This window comes from Aminobacter sp. NyZ550 (genome assembly GCF_025628925.2).
Classification (GTDB): Bacteria; Pseudomonadota; Alphaproteobacteria; order Rhizobiales; family Rhizobiaceae; genus Aminobacter; species Aminobacter ciceronei.
Genome location: NZ_CP114190.1, coordinates 911,835 through 927,575, shown reverse-complemented (window position 1 = coordinate 927,575; position 15,741 = coordinate 911,835). Strand labels below are relative to the sequence as shown.

At 64.6% G+C, this 15,741-nt stretch carries 17 protein-coding genes; 7 read left to right on the top strand and 10 right to left on the bottom strand.

All coding sequences use genetic code 11. The features are described 5' to 3' along the window. Positions 1–7: 7 nt before the first annotated feature. A complete protein-coding gene (gene mtaB, locus N7E70_RS04535; protein WP_263005650.1) occupies positions 8–1,291 on the bottom strand; it encodes a tRNA (N(6)-L-threonylcarbamoyladenosine(37)-C(2))-methylthiotransferase MtaB in 1,284 nt (427 codons plus the stop codon). Continuing rightward, the gene (dapF, locus tag N7E70_RS04530) at positions 1,291–2,175 is read right to left on the bottom strand and encodes a diaminopimelate epimerase (protein ID WP_067956046.1); all 885 of its coding nucleotides are present in this window, start codon (positions 2,173–2,175) and stop codon (positions 1,291–1,293) included. Before dapF ends, mtaB begins: the two co-directional genes overlap by 1 nt. Positions 2,176–2,395: 220 nt before the next feature. Here dapF and N7E70_RS04525 point away from each other — a divergent pair, with 220 nt between their 5' ends. Beyond that, complete coding sequence (locus tag N7E70_RS04525; RefSeq protein WP_067956044.1) at positions 2,396–2,941, top strand: protease inhibitor Inh/omp19 family protein; 546 nt, start codon at positions 2,396–2,398, stop codon at positions 2,939–2,941. A gap of 23 nt (positions 2,942–2,964) precedes the next feature. Beyond that, positions 2,965–4,152 (top strand): cell division protein ZapE, encoded by a 1,188-nt coding sequence (gene zapE, locus N7E70_RS04520; protein WP_263005649.1) that lies wholly within the window; start codon positions 2,965–2,967, stop codon positions 4,150–4,152. Here the strand turns inward: zapE and N7E70_RS04515 are convergent. After that, the gene (locus N7E70_RS04515; protein ID WP_263005648.1) at positions 4,138–4,863 is read right to left on the bottom strand and encodes a ceramidase; all 726 of its coding nucleotides are present in this window, start codon (positions 4,861–4,863) and stop codon (positions 4,138–4,140) included. The two genes, zapE and N7E70_RS04515, sit on opposite strands and share 15 nt — an antisense overlap. Positions 4,864–5,064: 201 nt before the next feature. Between N7E70_RS04515 and N7E70_RS04510 the strand changes: the two genes are divergently transcribed. The 4 genes from N7E70_RS04510 (at position 5,065) to N7E70_RS04495 (ending at position 8,282) form a co-directional block, all read left to right on the top strand. After that, a complete protein-coding gene (locus N7E70_RS04510) occupies positions 5,065–5,841 on the top strand; it encodes a DUF1223 domain-containing protein (RefSeq protein WP_067956037.1) in 777 nt (258 codons plus the stop codon). A gap of 373 nt (positions 5,842–6,214) precedes the next feature. Then, the gene (locus N7E70_RS04505; protein WP_067956035.1) at positions 6,215–6,601 is read left to right on the top strand and encodes a DUF2794 domain-containing protein; all 387 of its coding nucleotides are present in this window, start codon (positions 6,215–6,217) and stop codon (positions 6,599–6,601) included. 140 nt (positions 6,602–6,741) lie between these two features. After that, positions 6,742–7,260: a GNAT family N-acetyltransferase gene (locus tag N7E70_RS04500; protein ID WP_263005647.1), complete on the top strand. Its 519-nt coding sequence runs from the start codon at positions 6,742–6,744 to the stop codon at positions 7,258–7,260. Beyond that, positions 7,257–8,282 carry a histone deacetylase family protein gene (locus N7E70_RS04495; protein WP_263005646.1) on the top strand — a complete coding sequence of 342 codons (1,026 nt, stop codon included), beginning with the start codon at positions 7,257–7,259 and terminating at the stop codon, positions 8,280–8,282. The genes N7E70_RS04500 and N7E70_RS04495 overlap by 4 nt, the downstream gene beginning before the upstream one ends. Here the strand turns inward: N7E70_RS04495 and N7E70_RS04490 are convergent, their stop codons facing one another. After that, on the bottom strand, positions 8,283–8,834 hold the full coding sequence (locus N7E70_RS04490; RefSeq protein ID WP_067965929.1) for a DUF308 domain-containing protein: 552 nt from the start codon (positions 8,832–8,834) through the stop codon (positions 8,283–8,285). Between the two features lie 237 nt (positions 8,835–9,071). Here N7E70_RS04490 and N7E70_RS04485 point away from each other — a divergent pair, with 237 nt between their 5' ends. Continuing rightward, positions 9,072–11,138 (top strand): putative bifunctional diguanylate cyclase/phosphodiesterase, encoded by a 2,067-nt coding sequence (locus N7E70_RS04485; protein WP_154386763.1) that lies wholly within the window; start codon positions 9,072–9,074, stop codon positions 11,136–11,138. Positions 11,139–11,151: 13 nt separating this feature from the next. On the opposite strand, the gene N7E70_RS04480 is transcribed toward N7E70_RS04485, so the two are convergent. The 6 genes from N7E70_RS04480 to N7E70_RS04455 form a co-directional block, all read right to left on the bottom strand. Further along, positions 11,152–12,015: an SDR family NAD(P)-dependent oxidoreductase gene (locus tag N7E70_RS04480; protein ID WP_263005645.1), complete on the bottom strand. Its 864-nt coding sequence runs from the start codon at positions 12,013–12,015 to the stop codon at positions 11,152–11,154. Between the two features lie 37 nt (positions 12,016–12,052). After that, positions 12,053–12,496, bottom strand: coding sequence for a nuclear transport factor 2 family protein (locus tag N7E70_RS04475; protein WP_192313092.1), 444 nt, complete (start codon positions 12,494–12,496; stop codon positions 12,053–12,055). A gap of 21 nt (positions 12,497–12,517) precedes the next feature. Continuing rightward, positions 12,518–13,423 carry an NAD-dependent epimerase/dehydratase family protein gene (locus tag N7E70_RS04470; RefSeq protein ID WP_263005644.1) on the bottom strand — a complete coding sequence of 302 codons (906 nt, stop codon included), beginning with the start codon at positions 13,421–13,423 and terminating at the stop codon, positions 12,518–12,520. 77 nt (positions 13,424–13,500) lie between these two features. Then, positions 13,501–14,325, bottom strand: coding sequence for a copper resistance D family protein (locus N7E70_RS04465; RefSeq protein WP_263005643.1), 825 nt, complete (start codon positions 14,323–14,325; stop codon positions 13,501–13,503). A 36-nt stretch (positions 14,326–14,361) separates the two neighbouring features. Then, positions 14,362–15,147 (bottom strand): copper resistance CopC family protein, encoded by a 786-nt coding sequence (locus N7E70_RS04460; protein WP_263005642.1) that lies wholly within the window; start codon positions 15,145–15,147, stop codon positions 14,362–14,364. 4 nt (positions 15,148–15,151) lie between these two features. Then, positions 15,152–15,682, bottom strand: a complete 531-nt coding sequence (locus N7E70_RS04455) for a copper chaperone PCu(A)C (protein ID WP_263005641.1) — start codon at positions 15,680–15,682, stop codon at positions 15,152–15,154. Between the last annotated feature and the right edge of the window lie 59 nt (positions 15,683–15,741).

The window sequence follows — 15,741 nt, the reverse complement described above, 5'->3', positions numbered from 1 at the left end:
GCTTTCGTCAGGCCGCGCGCGCGGCGGCCGGTGCCGCTGTCAGCCGCTCGCCGTCATGTCCGGCGATGTCGACTTCCATGATTTCACCCGCCGTGCCCCTGTCGATCGCAACGAGCGTAAAACCTTCCGTCCGGCCGAGCCCCTCGCGCTCGACTAGCACCTTCTGGCGCGAGCCCTTGAGGCTTTCGAGATGGTTCGTATAGGCGACGTCTCCGGCAGCGCGCAGGCGGGCAGCGCGCTGCTTGACGACGTCGCGACGAACCTGCGGCATGCGCGCGGCGGGCGTGCCCTCGCGCGGGCTGAACGGGAAAACGTGGAGATGGGTCAACCCACACTCCTCGACGATGCGGATCGAATTCTCGAACATCTCGTCGGTCTCGGTCGGAAAACCGGCAATGATGTCGGCGCCGAAGACAATGTCGGGGCGAAGCTTGCGCACATCGGCGCAGAACTGGATCGACTGGTCGCGCAAGTGGCGGCGCTTCATGCGCTTCAGGATCATGTCGTCGCCCGACTGCAGCGACAGATGCAGATGCGGCATCAGCCGGCTCTCGGTAGCGACCGCTTCGAGCAGGTCCTCGTCGGCCTCGATCGAATCGATCGAGGAGAGACGCAGGCGGCAAACGTCGGGAACCTGGCGCAGAATGGTCTTGACCAGCTTGCCCAGTCGCGGCGCGCCCGGCAGGTCGGCGCCATAGCTGGTCATGTCGACGCCCGACAGCACCACCTCGGCATAACCGTTGCCGGCCAGGCGCTTGATCTGCTCGACCACCGCGCCCATCGGCACCGAGCGCGAATTGCCGCGGCCATAGGGAATGATGCAGAAGGTGCAGCGATGGTCGCAGCCGTTCTGCACCTGGACGAAGGCGCGTGCGCGGCCTTCGATGGCATCGACCATGTGGCCAGCCGTCTCGCGCACGGAAAAGATGTCGTTGACGCGGGCCTTCTCGAAATCGTTGACGCCGAAGTCCGGCAGCGCCCGGTAATTGTGCGCCTTGAGCTTTTCCTCGTTGCCAAGCACGAGGTCGACCTCGGCCATGTCGGCAAAAGCCGCCGGGTCGGTCTGGGCGGCACAGCCGGTGACGATGATCCGCGCGTCAGGTTTCTCGCGGCGCGCCTTGCGGATCGACTGCTTGGCCTGGCGCACCGCTTCGCTCGTCACTGCGCAGGTGTTGAATATGACCGCGCCGCCCTTGAGTTCTTCAAGGCCTGCGGCCTTGGCCTCGCGCTTCATCACCTCGGATTCGTAGGTGTTGAGGCGGCAGCCGAAAGTTACGACGTCGACCGCCATCAGGCGACGTCCTGCTGATCGCGACGCCAGGCGCCGGTCGCCGGATTGAAGCTGCCGGAGAATTCCCACTCGGCGGGACCGGTCATGACGACATGGTCGTCGTTGCGCCAGTCGATCTGAAGCGTACCGCCGCTCGGCACGGTGACGGTCACGCTACGGCCGGTACGGCCGGTGCGCGCGGCTGAGACGGCAGCAGCACAGGTGGCCGAACCGCAAGCCAAGGTCAGGCCGGCGCCACGCTCCCAGGTGCGCAGGTTGAGCGTCCCGGGCGAGGTCACCTGGGCGATCGAGATGTTGGCACGCTCGGGAAAGATCGGATGGTTTTCGAGCAGCGGGCCGAAACGGTCGAGATCGTAGGACCAGACGTCGTTGTCGACCCAGAAAATGGCGTGCGGGTTGCCCATCGAGGCGACCGAGGGCGAATGCAGCACAGGCTGGTCAATCGGCCCGATCTGCAACTCGATGGCGCGGGTGTCGCGGAATTCTTCCGCCAGCGGGATGTCCTGCCAGCCGAAGCGGGGAATGCCCATGTCGACCGAGATCGAGCCGTCCTCATGCTCTTCGGCATTGAGGATGCCGGCAACAGTCTCGAAGGTGAACACCTTCTGTCCGGTCTCGGCGGCCAGCGCCTGGACGACGCAGCGCGTGCCATTGCCGCAGGCCTGGGCATGGGTGCCGTCGGAGTTGATGATCTCGATGTAGTTCACGGTGCCCGGGGTGCGCGGGTCGTGGATCGCCATGATCTGGTCGAACTTGGTCGCCGGATCGGCGGCAAGCGCAATCGCCGCGGCAGGCGTAACGCGGTCCGCGCGACCGCGCATGTCGGCAACGATAATGTCGTTGCCGAGCCCGTTCATCTTGGCGAAAGGGGCCTCAATGGCCATGGTAGGTAAGTCTCGCGGCTGTTTGGGGCCTATATGGCGGAAACATCACCGAATTACCAGTCTCGCGGCACGTTGGCCTATTGAGACAATTTTGCAACAATTTCATACGCAAACCCTATTTTAACCATATCAGGTTGAAATTCTGCCAACTTCGCCGCTTTAGAGGCGAATTGTCGATCGCGCGGGGGCGCCCCCAGAACTGCCCCACGGAGGGAATGCAATGGCTTTTTCGAAAACCGGCCTGCTGGCCGCATCGCTGGTGGCGCTTCTGGCTGCAGCTGGCTGCAACAGCACGCGCCTTTCCTCGATGGACACCCAGCCGGCCCCGCTGCCCGCGGCGCCCGCCGGCACTGTCACCAGCGGCCAGCTGCCGCCGCCCTCGGCACCAGGCGCCGCCGCAGGTGCTTCGCAATTTCCGGCCGCGCCGGCACAGACCCAGGTCGCGGCCCTGCCCGCCGACGGTGGCGCTGCCGCCGCCAACGCACCCGACATCACCGCAACCAGCGTGGCTGGGGTGTGGAGCGCGTCGGTTTCCGGCCAGAGCTGCAAGGTGGCGACGCCGCAGACCAAGTTCGGCCAGGGCTTCCGCGCCGGCCCGCTGCGCTGCCCGGCTCCGATCGACGGCGTCAAGTCGTGGAACGTCGCTGGCAAGCAGCTGACGCTGTTCGATGAAAGCGGCTCGCCGCTGGCCAGGCTCTATCAATCGGGCGAAGGCCGCTTCGACGGCCAGACCTCGAACGGCCTGCCGATTTCGCTGAACCGCTGACATCTCGGCAGCCAGAGTACATCATGCACGTTCGTGACGGCCTGCAGACTCATGTGACCGTCAGGCAGCGTTATGACCACCTGGTCGAGAGCGGCAGCATCCGCAGCGACCAGGCCCAGCTTTCGATCGTGGCCGCACTGGACCGGCTGATCGACGAGATTTCCGAGAAGAGGCTGGCGCGCAAGTCGAGCGCCCTGGGTTGGCTGTTTGCCCGGCGCAAGCCGCAGCACGAACACGTCAAGGGCCTCTACGTCCATGGCGGCGTCGGCCGCGGCAAGACCATGCTGATGGACATGTTCTTCGAGCTGGTGCCGGTCAAACACAAGCGTCGCGTCCATTTCAACGACTTCATGGCCGACGTGCACGACCGCATCCAGAGGCAGCGGGCGGCGCGCAAGAACGGCACCTCGCGCGATGACGACCCGATCCCCCCGGTGGCGGCGGCACTGGCCGAGGAGGCCTGGGTGCTGTGCTTCGACGAGTTCTCGGTCACCGACATCGCCGACGCGATGATCCTGTCGAGGCTGTTTTCGGCGCTGTTTGCCCAAGGCGTGGTGCTGGTCGCCACCTCCAACGTCGCGCCGCGCGATCTTTATCGCGACGGGCTCAATCGCCAACTGTTCCTGCCCTTCATCGGTATGCTCGAGCAGAACACCAACGTGCTCAACCTCGATGCCGACACCGATTACCGGCTGGAGAAGCTCGATCGCGTGCCTGTCTATATCAGCCCGCTCGGCGAGGCTGCCGACAAGGCGATGGACAAGGCCTGGGCCAAGATGACCCATGGTGCCGCAACTGAGGCGGCCACCGTCGCGGTCAAGGGCCGCAAGGTCGCCGTGCCGGCGGCCGTTCCCGGCTGTGCGCGCTTCGGCTTCGCCGATCTCTGCGAAAAGCCGCTTGCGGCGCGCGACTATCTGGCGATCACCGCACACTACAAGACCATTTTCGTCGACCATGTGCCGGTTCTGGCAGAAGCCAATCGCAACGAGGCCAAGCGCTTCATCCTCTTGGTCGACACGCTCTATGACCAGCAGATCAGGCTGGTGATCAGCGCCGCCGCCACGCCCGACAAGCTTTATGTCGGAAAACGTGGACACGAGGCCTTTGAGTTCGACCGGACGTCGTCGCGGCTTATCGAGATGCAAGGCGCCGAATGGCTCGACGGCTGGGCCGAACGGCACGCCGAGCCTGCAGCTTCACTGGCCGGGTAAGGCACCGTCCGCCGTCAAACGTGCTGGATTTTCATGAACTGCCCGCGCTGTACGTCGCCTGCCGTAGCGTGTCGTCGCGGCAAGCAGCACGCCGAGCATCAGCCCGTCCAGCATATGCCACATGAAATGCGTGCCGATCGGCATGGCGTCGCAGACCAGCGGGTCCATGACCCGGCAGGTGACGGCGCCGAGGAAGATGACGGCGGCGGCGATGTTGTACCAGCCAGCACGGCTGCCGCTGGCGATGACCACCAAACCGAAGAAGATCAGCGCCAGGAACGGCGGCAGGTAGCCGGTAGTGCCGTTTGAAGCTGTACGCAGCCAGTCCGGCACCATGTAGGTGACGAACCCGACAGCGACATAGAAAGCAAAGAAGATCACCAGCGCTTTGGGCCATCCCATGCCGGCGAAGCGGCGCAGGTTGAACAGCGAATAGACCAGCGTGAAACCGGCGATCGGGACGATGTCGCCCCATTTGGTCGCCTCGTTGGCAAACGTATGGAACAGCGTCGAGCCGATGCCGATCGCCACCACCCACCAGCCCAGCACCTCGGCGAAAGTGCCGGCATCGCGCCGCCGTGCCTCGTAGACGCCCCACAGGCCGGCGAGGAAAAAGGCGAGATTGCTTGCGGCATTGAACGGCTCGGCCCACAGACCGATGTCAGTCCGTTCGCAATAGAGATCGAGATGTTGGCTGAACTGTTCCAGCATCACCTTGCCTCACCACAGCCCAATTCTACCGCCGCCAGCCAATTTTCATAACGGTAATTTGTCCCGACAGCCTGACGCAGCGGAAACTTCACTTGTTGGAAATTTCACCGCAACGTGACTTCCCGTTGAATGGCGCTTCTGCCACATATTTCAGCAACTACAAGAAAGGCCGGTTTCGCTGGCTGAGGATCTGGATCGGTCATGGAGTTTCGCAGATATTTTCGGCTGGCGGCCGTGGCGCTGGTCTTTGCCGGGTTTACCGGCGCAACGCATGCCGACTCGACAACCAAGGCACCCGTGCGCCCGCTCGGCGTCATCGAACTCTTCACCAGCCAGGGCTGCAACTCCTGCCCGCCGGCCGACGAACTGTTTGCCAAATTCGCCGCCCAGGACGACATGGTCGCGCTCGCCTATCACGTCACCTACTGGGATTACCTCGGCTGGCAGGACGAACTCGGCAGCAAGGACAACACCGAACGCCAATATGCCTATATGCGTGCCTTCGGCGCGCGCTCGGTCTACACACCCCAGGCCGTCATCAATGGCCGCACCCATGTAAATGGCGCCAAGAGCGACGATGTGAACGGCGCACTCGCCAACCTGGCCGAGACCGGCCAGGGCATGAATGTCGACCTGAAGGTGACCGACAATGGCGACACCTTCACCATCGAGGTCGGCGCCGCCACCGGCCCGGCCAGCCCGGCCCATGTGGTGATCGTGCATTATCAGCCGCCGCAGGTCGTCGACCTCCAGAAGGGCGAAAACAAGGGCCGCAGCGTCACCTACTGGAATGCCGTCACCGACCTGCACACCGCTGGCATGTGGCACGGTCAGACGCAACGGTTCGAGCTGCCGAAGAGCGAAGTGGAAAAGAAGGGCGGCTGCGCCGTGCTGTTGCAGGCTGTCGGCAAGGATGGCGTACCGGGCCCGATTCTCGGCGCGGCTGTCGTGCGCAAGCCGTCGAAGATGGCGCTGTAGACGCAAAAAAGCCGACGCAGGCTTGTGGCCAGACGTCGGCTTCAGATTTTGGGATCGTCGCCCTCGTCCTGAAAAGGAGCCGAGGTTGGTTCGATCCGACTCTAGCCCGTGGGCGGGGGGCTTGGGGTTTACGAGCCGGTGCCGGACCGAACCGTCTCAGGCAACACGGGTAAATTCGTCGGACAATGGGGCGTCAGCGCGGATAAAAAACGGCAGGAATGTGGCGAGTCATCACCAATTCCGACAGTCTGTTTCGCAAACGTTACCGCTGCGGCAAGCTACCTTACACTCTTCATACAGGTGTTACTTGTTGCATTTCGGGTGCGAATGCGCGATTCTTTAGCCGAGGTCATGTTCTGCAAGGGAACGATTGATGACTGATCGCGGCGCTGGGGCGGAGGATGGCGAGCCATCCGCGGTTTTGATCCCGCTCCATGAGGCCCGTCGGGAGCGACAAGAACTCCCGGTGGCATTCGAGAGACGGGAACTCGACCAGATTCTCAGGCTCTATGGGCGCATGGTTGCCGCCAATGAGTGGCGCGACTACGCCATCGACCATCTCAGCGACCGCGCCGTCTTTTCGGTATTTCGCCGCACCAGCGAAACGCCGCTATTCCAGATCGTCAAGGATCCCAGGCTCGCCCGCAAGCAGGGCGCCTTCTCGGTCATCGCCGCCGGCGGCCTGATCCTCAAGCGCGGCCACGAATTGGCCCGTGTGCTCGGCGTCTTCGACAAGCGCCTGAAGGTGGTGGAAGCCTAAAGTCGTCTCGACCGGTGCGCCAAGCGCGAGTTGGAGCGCATCGGGCCATGATGCCGCGATGCTTGCGCCAGAGACCGAATCCCGCTCCCCAGCCCTTTCCTCGATGCTATCAATTCCGCGACTGAATGCGGAACAAGCCAATGGGCGCCAAGAAGACAGAACCGGCCGCCATTCTCATCCGGCCGGCAACCACTGACGATTCGCCGTTGCTGATGAAGGCGATCATCGGCCTTGCCGCGCATGTCGGTGAGGCTGACGGCATCGCCTGCACGGAAGACGACATCCGGCGTTTCGGCTTTGGCGAAAAGCCGGCCTTTGAAGCGGTCATCGCCGAGATCGACGGCGCTTTCGCCGGCATGTGCCTGTTCTTTCCGATCTTCTCGACCTGGTATGGTCGTCCGGGCGTCTTCGTGCAGGACCTGTTCGTCGACCAGCAATTCCGCAGCTTCGGCATCGGCGAGCGGCTATTGCGCCATGTCGCCCGGCTTTGCCGGGACAGAGGCGGCGTCTACATCAGGCTCGCGGTCGATGAGGACAATGCGCGGGCGCATCCCTTCTACACCAGGCTCGGCCTTGCCTGGACGAAGGACCAGAGGTCCTACATTGCCGGCGGACCGACATTCCAGGCGCTGAGCCAAACGACGGGGGAGCCGGAATGAAAACCTTCTATGCCGAGGAGCAGAAGCGGCACGACCCCAAGGCGTTCCTGTCGATGGGAATGCAAAAGCCCAATCCGGAACAGCCCGAACGCGTCGAGCGCCTGCTGGCGGGCTCCCGGGCGGCCGGCTCGACGATCCATCGCCCGGCCAGCTACGGCCTCACCCCGATCGCTGCGGTCCACACGCCCGAATACATCGAGTTCCTCACCCACATCTTCGAGCGCTGGCAGCGCATGGAGGGCGCTTCCGCCGAGGTCATTCCCAACGTCCATCCTTTTGCCCGCAACGGCAGCTACCCAGTGGGTGCGGCCGGCCAGGCCGGTTACCACATGGCCGACACCGCCTGCCCGATCTCGGCAGAGACCTTCGACAGCGCCTGCTGGAGCGCATGGAGTGCCGTCGCCGCCACAGAGGCTGTGATGTCGGGTGAACCGGCGGCCTACTCGCTGTGCCGCCCGCCCGGCCATCATGCCTTTGCCGACGTCGCCGGCGGCTTCTGCTTGATCAACAATTCGGCCATCGCCGCGCAGCGGCTGCGGGCGACCGCCTCGCGCGTCGCCATCCTCGATGTCGACCTTCATCACGGCAACGGCACGCAAGGCATCTTTTACGCGAGACCGGACGTGCTGACAGTGTCGCTGCACGCCGATCCGAGCCGCTTCTACCCGTTCTTCTGGGGCCATGCCGACGAGCGCGGCGAGGCTACCGGTCTCGGCTACAACCTCAACCTGCCCTTGGCGCGCAAGTCGGGCGATACCGAGTTCCTGGAGGCGCTCAGCCACGCCGTCAGCCGCATCCGGGCCTTTGCGCCCGACGCGCTTGTCGTGGCACTCGGGCTCGATGCCTTCGAAGGCGACCCGTTCGGCGGCCTGTCGGTGACGACATCGGGCTTTGCGCGCATTGCCGAGGCGATTGCCCAGCTAAGGTTGCCGACTGTCATCGTCCAGGAGGGCGGCTATCTCTGTGACGCGCTCGGCGACAACCTGACCGCCTTCCTCACCGGTTTTTCCGGCGCGAACTAGTTAGCGCGCCGCGCGAATGCTCCAGGCGCGGTAGAACAACAGCAGCGCATAGGCGAGCATCAGGATCATGGCGATGCGCAGCAGCGTTTCAGCGCTTGAAAGCGGCACGAACATCAGCGCCAGGCCAAAGGCGGCATAGACCGCGCCGCCGACAAGTGTCGGCCACAGCCGCGTCTGCCGCTCGCTATCGAGAAAGCTCGACGCCATCTCGATCAGGCCGACGAGCAGCGCCAGCAGGCCGACGATCCATGTCAGCGCCGACAAGGTGAACACGCTGGTCAACAGGCCGCTGGCGACGACGATCGCGCCCGCGGCGATCGACAACAGGTTGCGGACCAGCCCGAGCGTCTGGCCGGTCGTGCGTGGCGGCGAGCGGTCGAGCGTCACCAGGCCCAAAATGCCGTCGACGAGCAACAGCCCGCCGCCGACCAGCACCAGCAATTGCACCGCCTGGGACGGATAGAAGAAGGCGACCAATGCCGCCGCCGCGATCAGAACTCCCCGCAACGCCGTCAGCGTCGCGTCGAACCGCTTGGTCTTGCCGTCGGCCATGCCCTGCTCCTGCTTAGACTGAGACAACCATTTGTCGAAGAAATGCGCGCGGTTCGCAACCGTGATGCTGTGATAGCCTTCCCGCGGCGGACAGCTCGCGGGCAGCGCGTACACCGCGACCAGATGCGCGTACCGCGTGAATAAAAGCCTGCTTAGATTAGGAATTTCTTTCATCTTTCGGGAGGAGACTTAGCCACGGCCTGACCAGACAGTCTTGGCGGGCATGGGGGCGTGGCAATGTTCAAGGTCATTTCCTGTCTTGCTTACGAGCATGACTATTCGTTCGTCGTGGTCGCCGCGATCGTCTGTATTGCCGGCGCGGCCATGACTATTCGGCTTTTCGAGCGTGCCTCTCGTCTCTCGGCCAGTGCCCGCTCCTCTTGGATCATGCTTTCCGGCATCGCCTGCGGTGCCGCGATCTGGACCACACATTTCGTTGCCATGCTTGGCTTCCAACTGCCGTTCGAGGCAGCCTTCGACCCGCTTCTGACCATCGCCTCGCTGCTCATCGCCATCGCCTTCACCGCCGCCGGACTGCATCTTTCAGCGAGCCCGCCCAATGGACTGCCGGTCGAGACGGGCGGCGCGGTGATCGGCGCGGGTGTGGTTGCCATGCATTTCACCGGCATGCGCGGCTTCGAGATCGCCGGCCGCATCGAGTGGGATGCCGGTCTCGTCGAGGCCTCGATCCTGTTTGCCGTAGCCTTCGGCGCACTCGCCATGCATCTGGCGGCGCGGCAGCGCATTCGCTACGCCAAGCCGCTCTCGGTGCTGGCTCTCGTGCTTGCCATCTGCGCCATGCATTTCACTGCCATGGGCGCTGCCACCATTGTGCCCGATCCGTCGGTTCCGGTGCCGACAAAGGTGTTGTCGAGCGAATTCCTCGCCGTTCTGGTGCTCGCCACCATGGCGATCATCGCTGGGCTGACGCTTTACGTGATGGACGCCAAGTCGCAGCGCGAACTGGTCGACAGCTTCCGCCATGCCGCCCAGCACGACCCGCTGACCGGCCTGCCCAATCGCGCCTTCCTGTCCGACAACCTGCCCGGCATGCTCAAGCGCAGTGCTGCCGCCGGCAAGGAAGCCGCTGTCATCGTGGTCGACCTCGACCGCTTCAAGGAGATCAACGACGTCCACGGCCACCACGCCGGCGACCTGCTGTTGCAGACGGTGGCCAACCGGCTGAAGATCCTGACCGGCCCCGGTGAACTGGTGGCGCGCGTCGGCGGCGACGAGTTCATCGCCGTCAAGCAGGACATTTCGAGCAAGGAAGAAGTCGATCGCTTCGTCATCAGGCTGATTTCCGGTGTGCTCGACCCGATCCAGAACAAGTCCAAGACGTTGTCCGTCGGCGCCAGCATCGGCATCAGCCTGTTCCCGCACCACGCCAGCGACGCCGACGAGCTGATCGGCGCGGCCGACCTTGCCATGTACCGCGCCAAACGCGCCGTAACAGACAAGGTCTGCTACTACGACCGCTCGATGGACGAGGGCCGGCGCGAGCGCAGCGCGCTCGCCATGGAACTGCGGCACGCACTGGAGCGCGACGAGTTCGAACTCTATTACCAGCCGCAGCTCGACATGAAGACTGGCGAGGTCACCGCCTATGAGGCGCTGCTGCGCTGGCATCATCGCGAACGCGGCATCGTTGCGCCGGAAGAATTCATCCCCATCGCCGAGGAGAATGGGTTGATCATCCCAATCGGCGAGTGGGTGCTGAAGACCGCCTGCGCCGAGGTTGCCGGCTGGCGCAAGCCCTACAAGATCGCCGTCAACATCGCCGCCGCCCAGCTGGTGCAGGCCGACCTGACCAAGGTTGTGCATGAGACGCTGCTTTCGACCGGCCTTGCGGCCTCGCGGCTGGAGCTCGAGATCACCGAGGCCAGCATCATCGAGGACCGCGACCGCGCCCTGCACGTGGTGCGCCAGCTCAAGGCGCTCGGCGTGACCATCGCCATGGATGATTACGGCGTCGGCTATTCCTCGCTGTCGACGCTGCAGATCTTCCCCTTCGACAGGGTCAAGATCGACCGCTCCTTCGTCGAGGACGTCAGCAATGACAGCGCAGCCGCGGCGATCGTGAGGGCAACGATCCTGCTCGCCAACGACCTGCGCATCCCGGTTCTGGCCGAAGGCGTGGAAAAGCGGGAAAGCTTCGAGTTCCTGCGCGCCGAAGGCTGCACCGAGATGCAGGGCTTCCTGTTCGGCCGGCCGTTGCCGCTGTCTGAGATTGCAAGCCTCGTCGGTCGCAACGAAGCTCCCGGCAACATGCGCTCGGAACTCCAGCGGTCGAGCGCTGCCTGAAGCCTGTCAGGCCTCAGCGCGCTCCCGGCCGTGGCGTGTAGCCGTCGGACTGGATGACAGGCAGGTGCGTCCAGGCGTCGTTGGCCATGCGCATCCAGGCACCGGCGGCAAGCGCGCCGCCATCGACAAGGATCGTCGTGCCCGACACCCAGCCTGACAGCGTGTCCGACGCCAGGAACAGTGCGGCACCCGCCGAGTCCGAACCCTCGCCAAAGCGGCCAATGGGGAACCAGCGCTTGAGGTGCTCGAGATTTTCCTTGGGCACGCGCGGCGTCGCCACGATCTGCGCCGAATTGGTGGTCTCGGGCGCAATGGCGTTGACGCGGATGCCATGCTGGCCAAGCTCGACGGCGAGGCTCTGGGTGAAGCCGGTGACCGCTGCCTTGAAGGCCGAATAGACAACCGTCATCGGGATGCCGCGGAAGGCCTCGATGGTCGAAACGTTGATGATGCTGCCGCCTTGCCCACTTGCCCGCATCAGCGGGATCGCCGCCTTGCTGACATGGAACATGTGCAGCAAGTTGACGTGGTAGAGCGCGTTCCATTCGGCCTCGGTCGACTGCTCGAACGGCGTCTTGAAGCCGAGATAGTCGCCGACATTGTTGACCACCACATCGAGCCGGCCGAAGCTGCCGCGCACCGCTTCGACAAGGCGCGCCACGTCATCCGCCTTGCGTACGTCGGCTTCGACGACGAGGTGATCGTGGCCCAGCGTCTCGCGCATCGATGTCACCCGAACGGGGTCGATCTCGGCGACAGCAACCTTCATGCCGGCGCGCGCAAAGAGTTCGGCCGTTGCGCGGCCGATGCCAGCGCCGCCGCCGGTTACCAGCGCGACTTTGCCGGCGAGGCCAAGGATGGAGATTTCGTCGGTCATCTTGTCCTCCGCAATCGACGGTTCAAGCACAGGCGGCTCAGCTCGCCGCGTCCTGCGCCTCATATGTGTGGGTGCCGACCACCACCAGCTCGCGGCGCGCAAGGCGCCATCCGTCAGGGGTGCGGACGAAGCGATCCTGGTAGCGGATGGTCATCTCGTAGCAGAGGTAGCGGCCGGCCGGATCGCGGAAATAGTGCCGTGCGATGCAGTATGTCTCGCCTTCGGCACCGCCCTCGACCGGCCTGACCGCCTGATTGAGCACGGCATGGAAAGTCTTGAGATAGCGGCCGGCGACCATCGCTGGAATGCCGCGCAGTTGGGCGAGACCCTCGAAGGTCCCACGCGGCGCGATGACCGCGCCATCAGCGGTGAACTGCGCGGCGAGCAGGTCGCCATCGCCAGTGTCGACGGCATAGGCATAGCGCTCCGACACCCGCCGCAGCGCCACTTCCATCAGCAGATCCGCCTGATTGTCGGCCATGACGTCCTCCCCGGAGAAGCGCTACCGGCCCGAGACCTGCGCGAAGACCTCGCGCAGCGCCCGCTGCACGTCGTTGCGGCGATAGCCGAGCAGCTTGGTCTCCTCGGCCTCAGGCTCGTAAGCGAGGATGTTGCCACGGCCCGGAACGATGAACATGTCGGGCAAAAGCGGGTGCTCCTCATTGCGCTCCTCGACCCGGTGCGGATTGCCGACGGCGTCGAACAGCGACTGGAAATATTGCTGGAACGTCAGGTTCTCGTCGCCGACCAGATAGGCCTTGCCGCTCTCGGCGCGCTGGAAAGCTCCCCAGATGGCTTCCGCCAGCGACTGCACCGACATGTAGTTGGTGCCGCCGGGCGGCGCGAAGATCGGCATCTGCGTCTCGCCGCGCGCATAAGCCATCAGCGTCTCGTAGCGCTTGGTCGGCAGACCCTGGACATAGCCGACGATCGACGGCGGGTTGAGCGTCGAGACGTTGAAGTCGGCGGTCGCAAGCGCACGCACGCCTTCGTCGGCAAGGCTGCGCCCACGCACATAGGCGTTTGTCTCCACCAGGTTCGGCATGACCTGGTGATAGTAGCTGCCGATGTGGACGACGCGACGGACGCCGGCCTTGCGCGCCAGCTCGACGAAGGTCGGCACGCCCTCGATCTGCATCTTGGTCCAGAACTCGTTCTCGTCGACGCCCTTGGGCAGGTGGCGGATGTCGTTGCCGGCGGCAAACAGGATGCCGTCGAATGGCGCGAGGTCGGCAGCCGAGAAATCACCCTTGGTGTAGTCGCCATAGATGGTCGGATAGGCCGCCATCGGGGTCGTCTCGGGTGCCGGCTTGCGTGCCGCCAGTACCACTTCATTGCCTTGAGCCTTGAGGTAGGCGGCGGTGTGGCCGCCGATCATGCCCGTTCCGCCAATGATGAGGATTTTCATGCGCGCGCTCCCGGGCATCTGCAAAAAAGAAGCCCGGACGATAGGCAGCGTCACGGGTGCGGCATCGTCCGTATCGACTACCAACCGGTAGCAGGACGAATGGCGACCTCGCCGTCCAGAGTGACCACCTGCTCTTCCGCCATGTCGATGTCGATGGCGACGGCCCATATGCCCGGCGCCGGCAGGTCGAGGCTGTCGATTCGCCAGGTGCCGTCGCCGGGCTTGTAGGCGTCGGCCTTGATTTCGGTCGAGCCGGACTGGCTCAGCCGCAGCGCGACGCCGCGCGCATCGAGCGGGCCGAAATCGCCAGTCACCACCATGATCGAGGCGCTGACGGCGCCGGCATGGCCGGGGCTGAGGGCAAAGTCGGCCATGGCCACCGGCGTATGGATGTGAATTGCTGCAGGCTCCGCCGCCTCGATGGCCAGAACGCGCGGTGGCGGCGTGAAGCGGAAGCCGGCAACGAGACCGAGGATCGCGACCATCAGCAGCGTCTCGACCAGGATGCTGCGCACCAGCAGGCGCTGTGCCCCACGCTGCTCGGCCAAGGCCGGTTTCGTCAGCTGCCAACGGTTGAAACCGGCGAGCGCAAGCAGGGCGAAAGCCAGCACCAGCTTCGCCGACAGCAGCAGCCCGTATCCGGTATGCCAGAGCGCGGGAACTGCCTCGACCTGGATGACTGTCAGCACGAGACCGGCGGCGACCAACGCCGCAACCACATAGGGAATGGCCACCGAAAACCGTCGCAGCGCCAGCTCGGCGCTTTCTCCACCTTCGCGCCAGCAAAAGGCCAGCGGCAGCAACGCCCCGGCCCAGAAGGCGATGCCGGTCCCATGGACAAACACCATCGGACGCGTCAGCCATTGCGGGGTTGCGGCACTGGCATGGCCGCTCGCGGCCAAGGCGGTGCCGACGCCGACGAGGCCGGCAAGCGACAGCTAACGGGCCAGGCTGGCATCGCTGGCGAGTGCCAGCAGCGCCAGCGACAGGGCGATGAAGGCGATAGCCGCGGTGACGGCATAGCTGGTCGCAGCCGCCGCCCGCCAGCCCATGCCCTGACCGAACAATGCGAGCGGCGCGCCGAGCGCATCGAGCCCTTGCAGCCCGAACGAGACGGGTGCTGCGACAAGGCCCGCAACGAGCAGCGCGCCGATGACACCGACACCGGAGTGCTTGCCGGGCATGAGCCAGGCCAGCGCGAATGCGCCACCGACGCCAAGGAACAGGCCGAGATAGAGCACCAGCTTGGCGCTCCAGATGGCAAGTCGCATCGACGTGTCGTTCAGCTCAGGTGCAGCGGGAGGCGTGACACTCGGATTGCCGACCGAAAAGGACAACACGCCCGCCACAGGGTGCCCGTCGGAAGAGACGACGCGCCAGGACAAAAGGTAGGTGCCTTCGGCCTTCCAGCCCGGCCAGGCAATCGCCAGGTCGGCGCCATTTGCCTTGGCTGTCAGGCGCGTTTTGGTGCCGTCGGGGCCAATCAGCTCGGTGACCAGCGGCGCCACAGTCTCGCTGAAACCGAGCAAGAGCTCGGCGGGGGCTGCCTGCACCACCGCACCTTCGACAGGCGTCGAGCGCAGCAACGAGGCATGAGCACGTGCGACCGACGTCGTGCCCAGAAAGGCACTGGCGGCCATGATCAGGCCGCACAGGAAAACGAGCAGGCGCGCGCTGTCGCCAACAATGCCGCCCCCGGTCAGGCAAGGAAAGCGCGCGCCCATGATGTCAGTGGCCCGAATGGTCCTGGCTCTGGCCGCCGATCTTGTCGGCCTGGAACTCGACGGTCACCGTACCGGCCTTTTCGAAGATCAACGTGCCGGAGAACTTGTCGCCTTCCTTGACCGGCGCCTTCAGGCCGATGAACATGATGTGGTAGGCGCCCGGCTTGAGCGCGACCTCGCCGCCGGCCGGGATTTCGAGGCCGTCGGTAATCTGGCGCATCTTCATCACGCCTTTGGCGTCGACCGCCATCTCGTGAATCTCGGCCTTTTCGGAAACGTCGGACTGGATCGAAACCAGGCGGTCGGCCTGGCTGCCGTTGTTCGTGATGGTCAAATAACCGGCAGCGACCTTGGCGCCGGCCGGCGTAGCGCGCGACCAGGGGTGGCCGATCTCGAGATCGCCCGCCTTGAAGCCATGGGCGAGCATCTGCTGGGTCGAAGCGAAGAGCAGCAGCAGCGCAAAGACGGCGATGCCGATACGCTCCTCGAAGCTGCGGAAAAGCGGGCGCGAAAAGGCGCGAGCGGAACGGGTCATGGAAAACTCCGGATGTCTAAGGCGCCGGCACATGCGGCGCAGGGTCTGTCGAGATATGC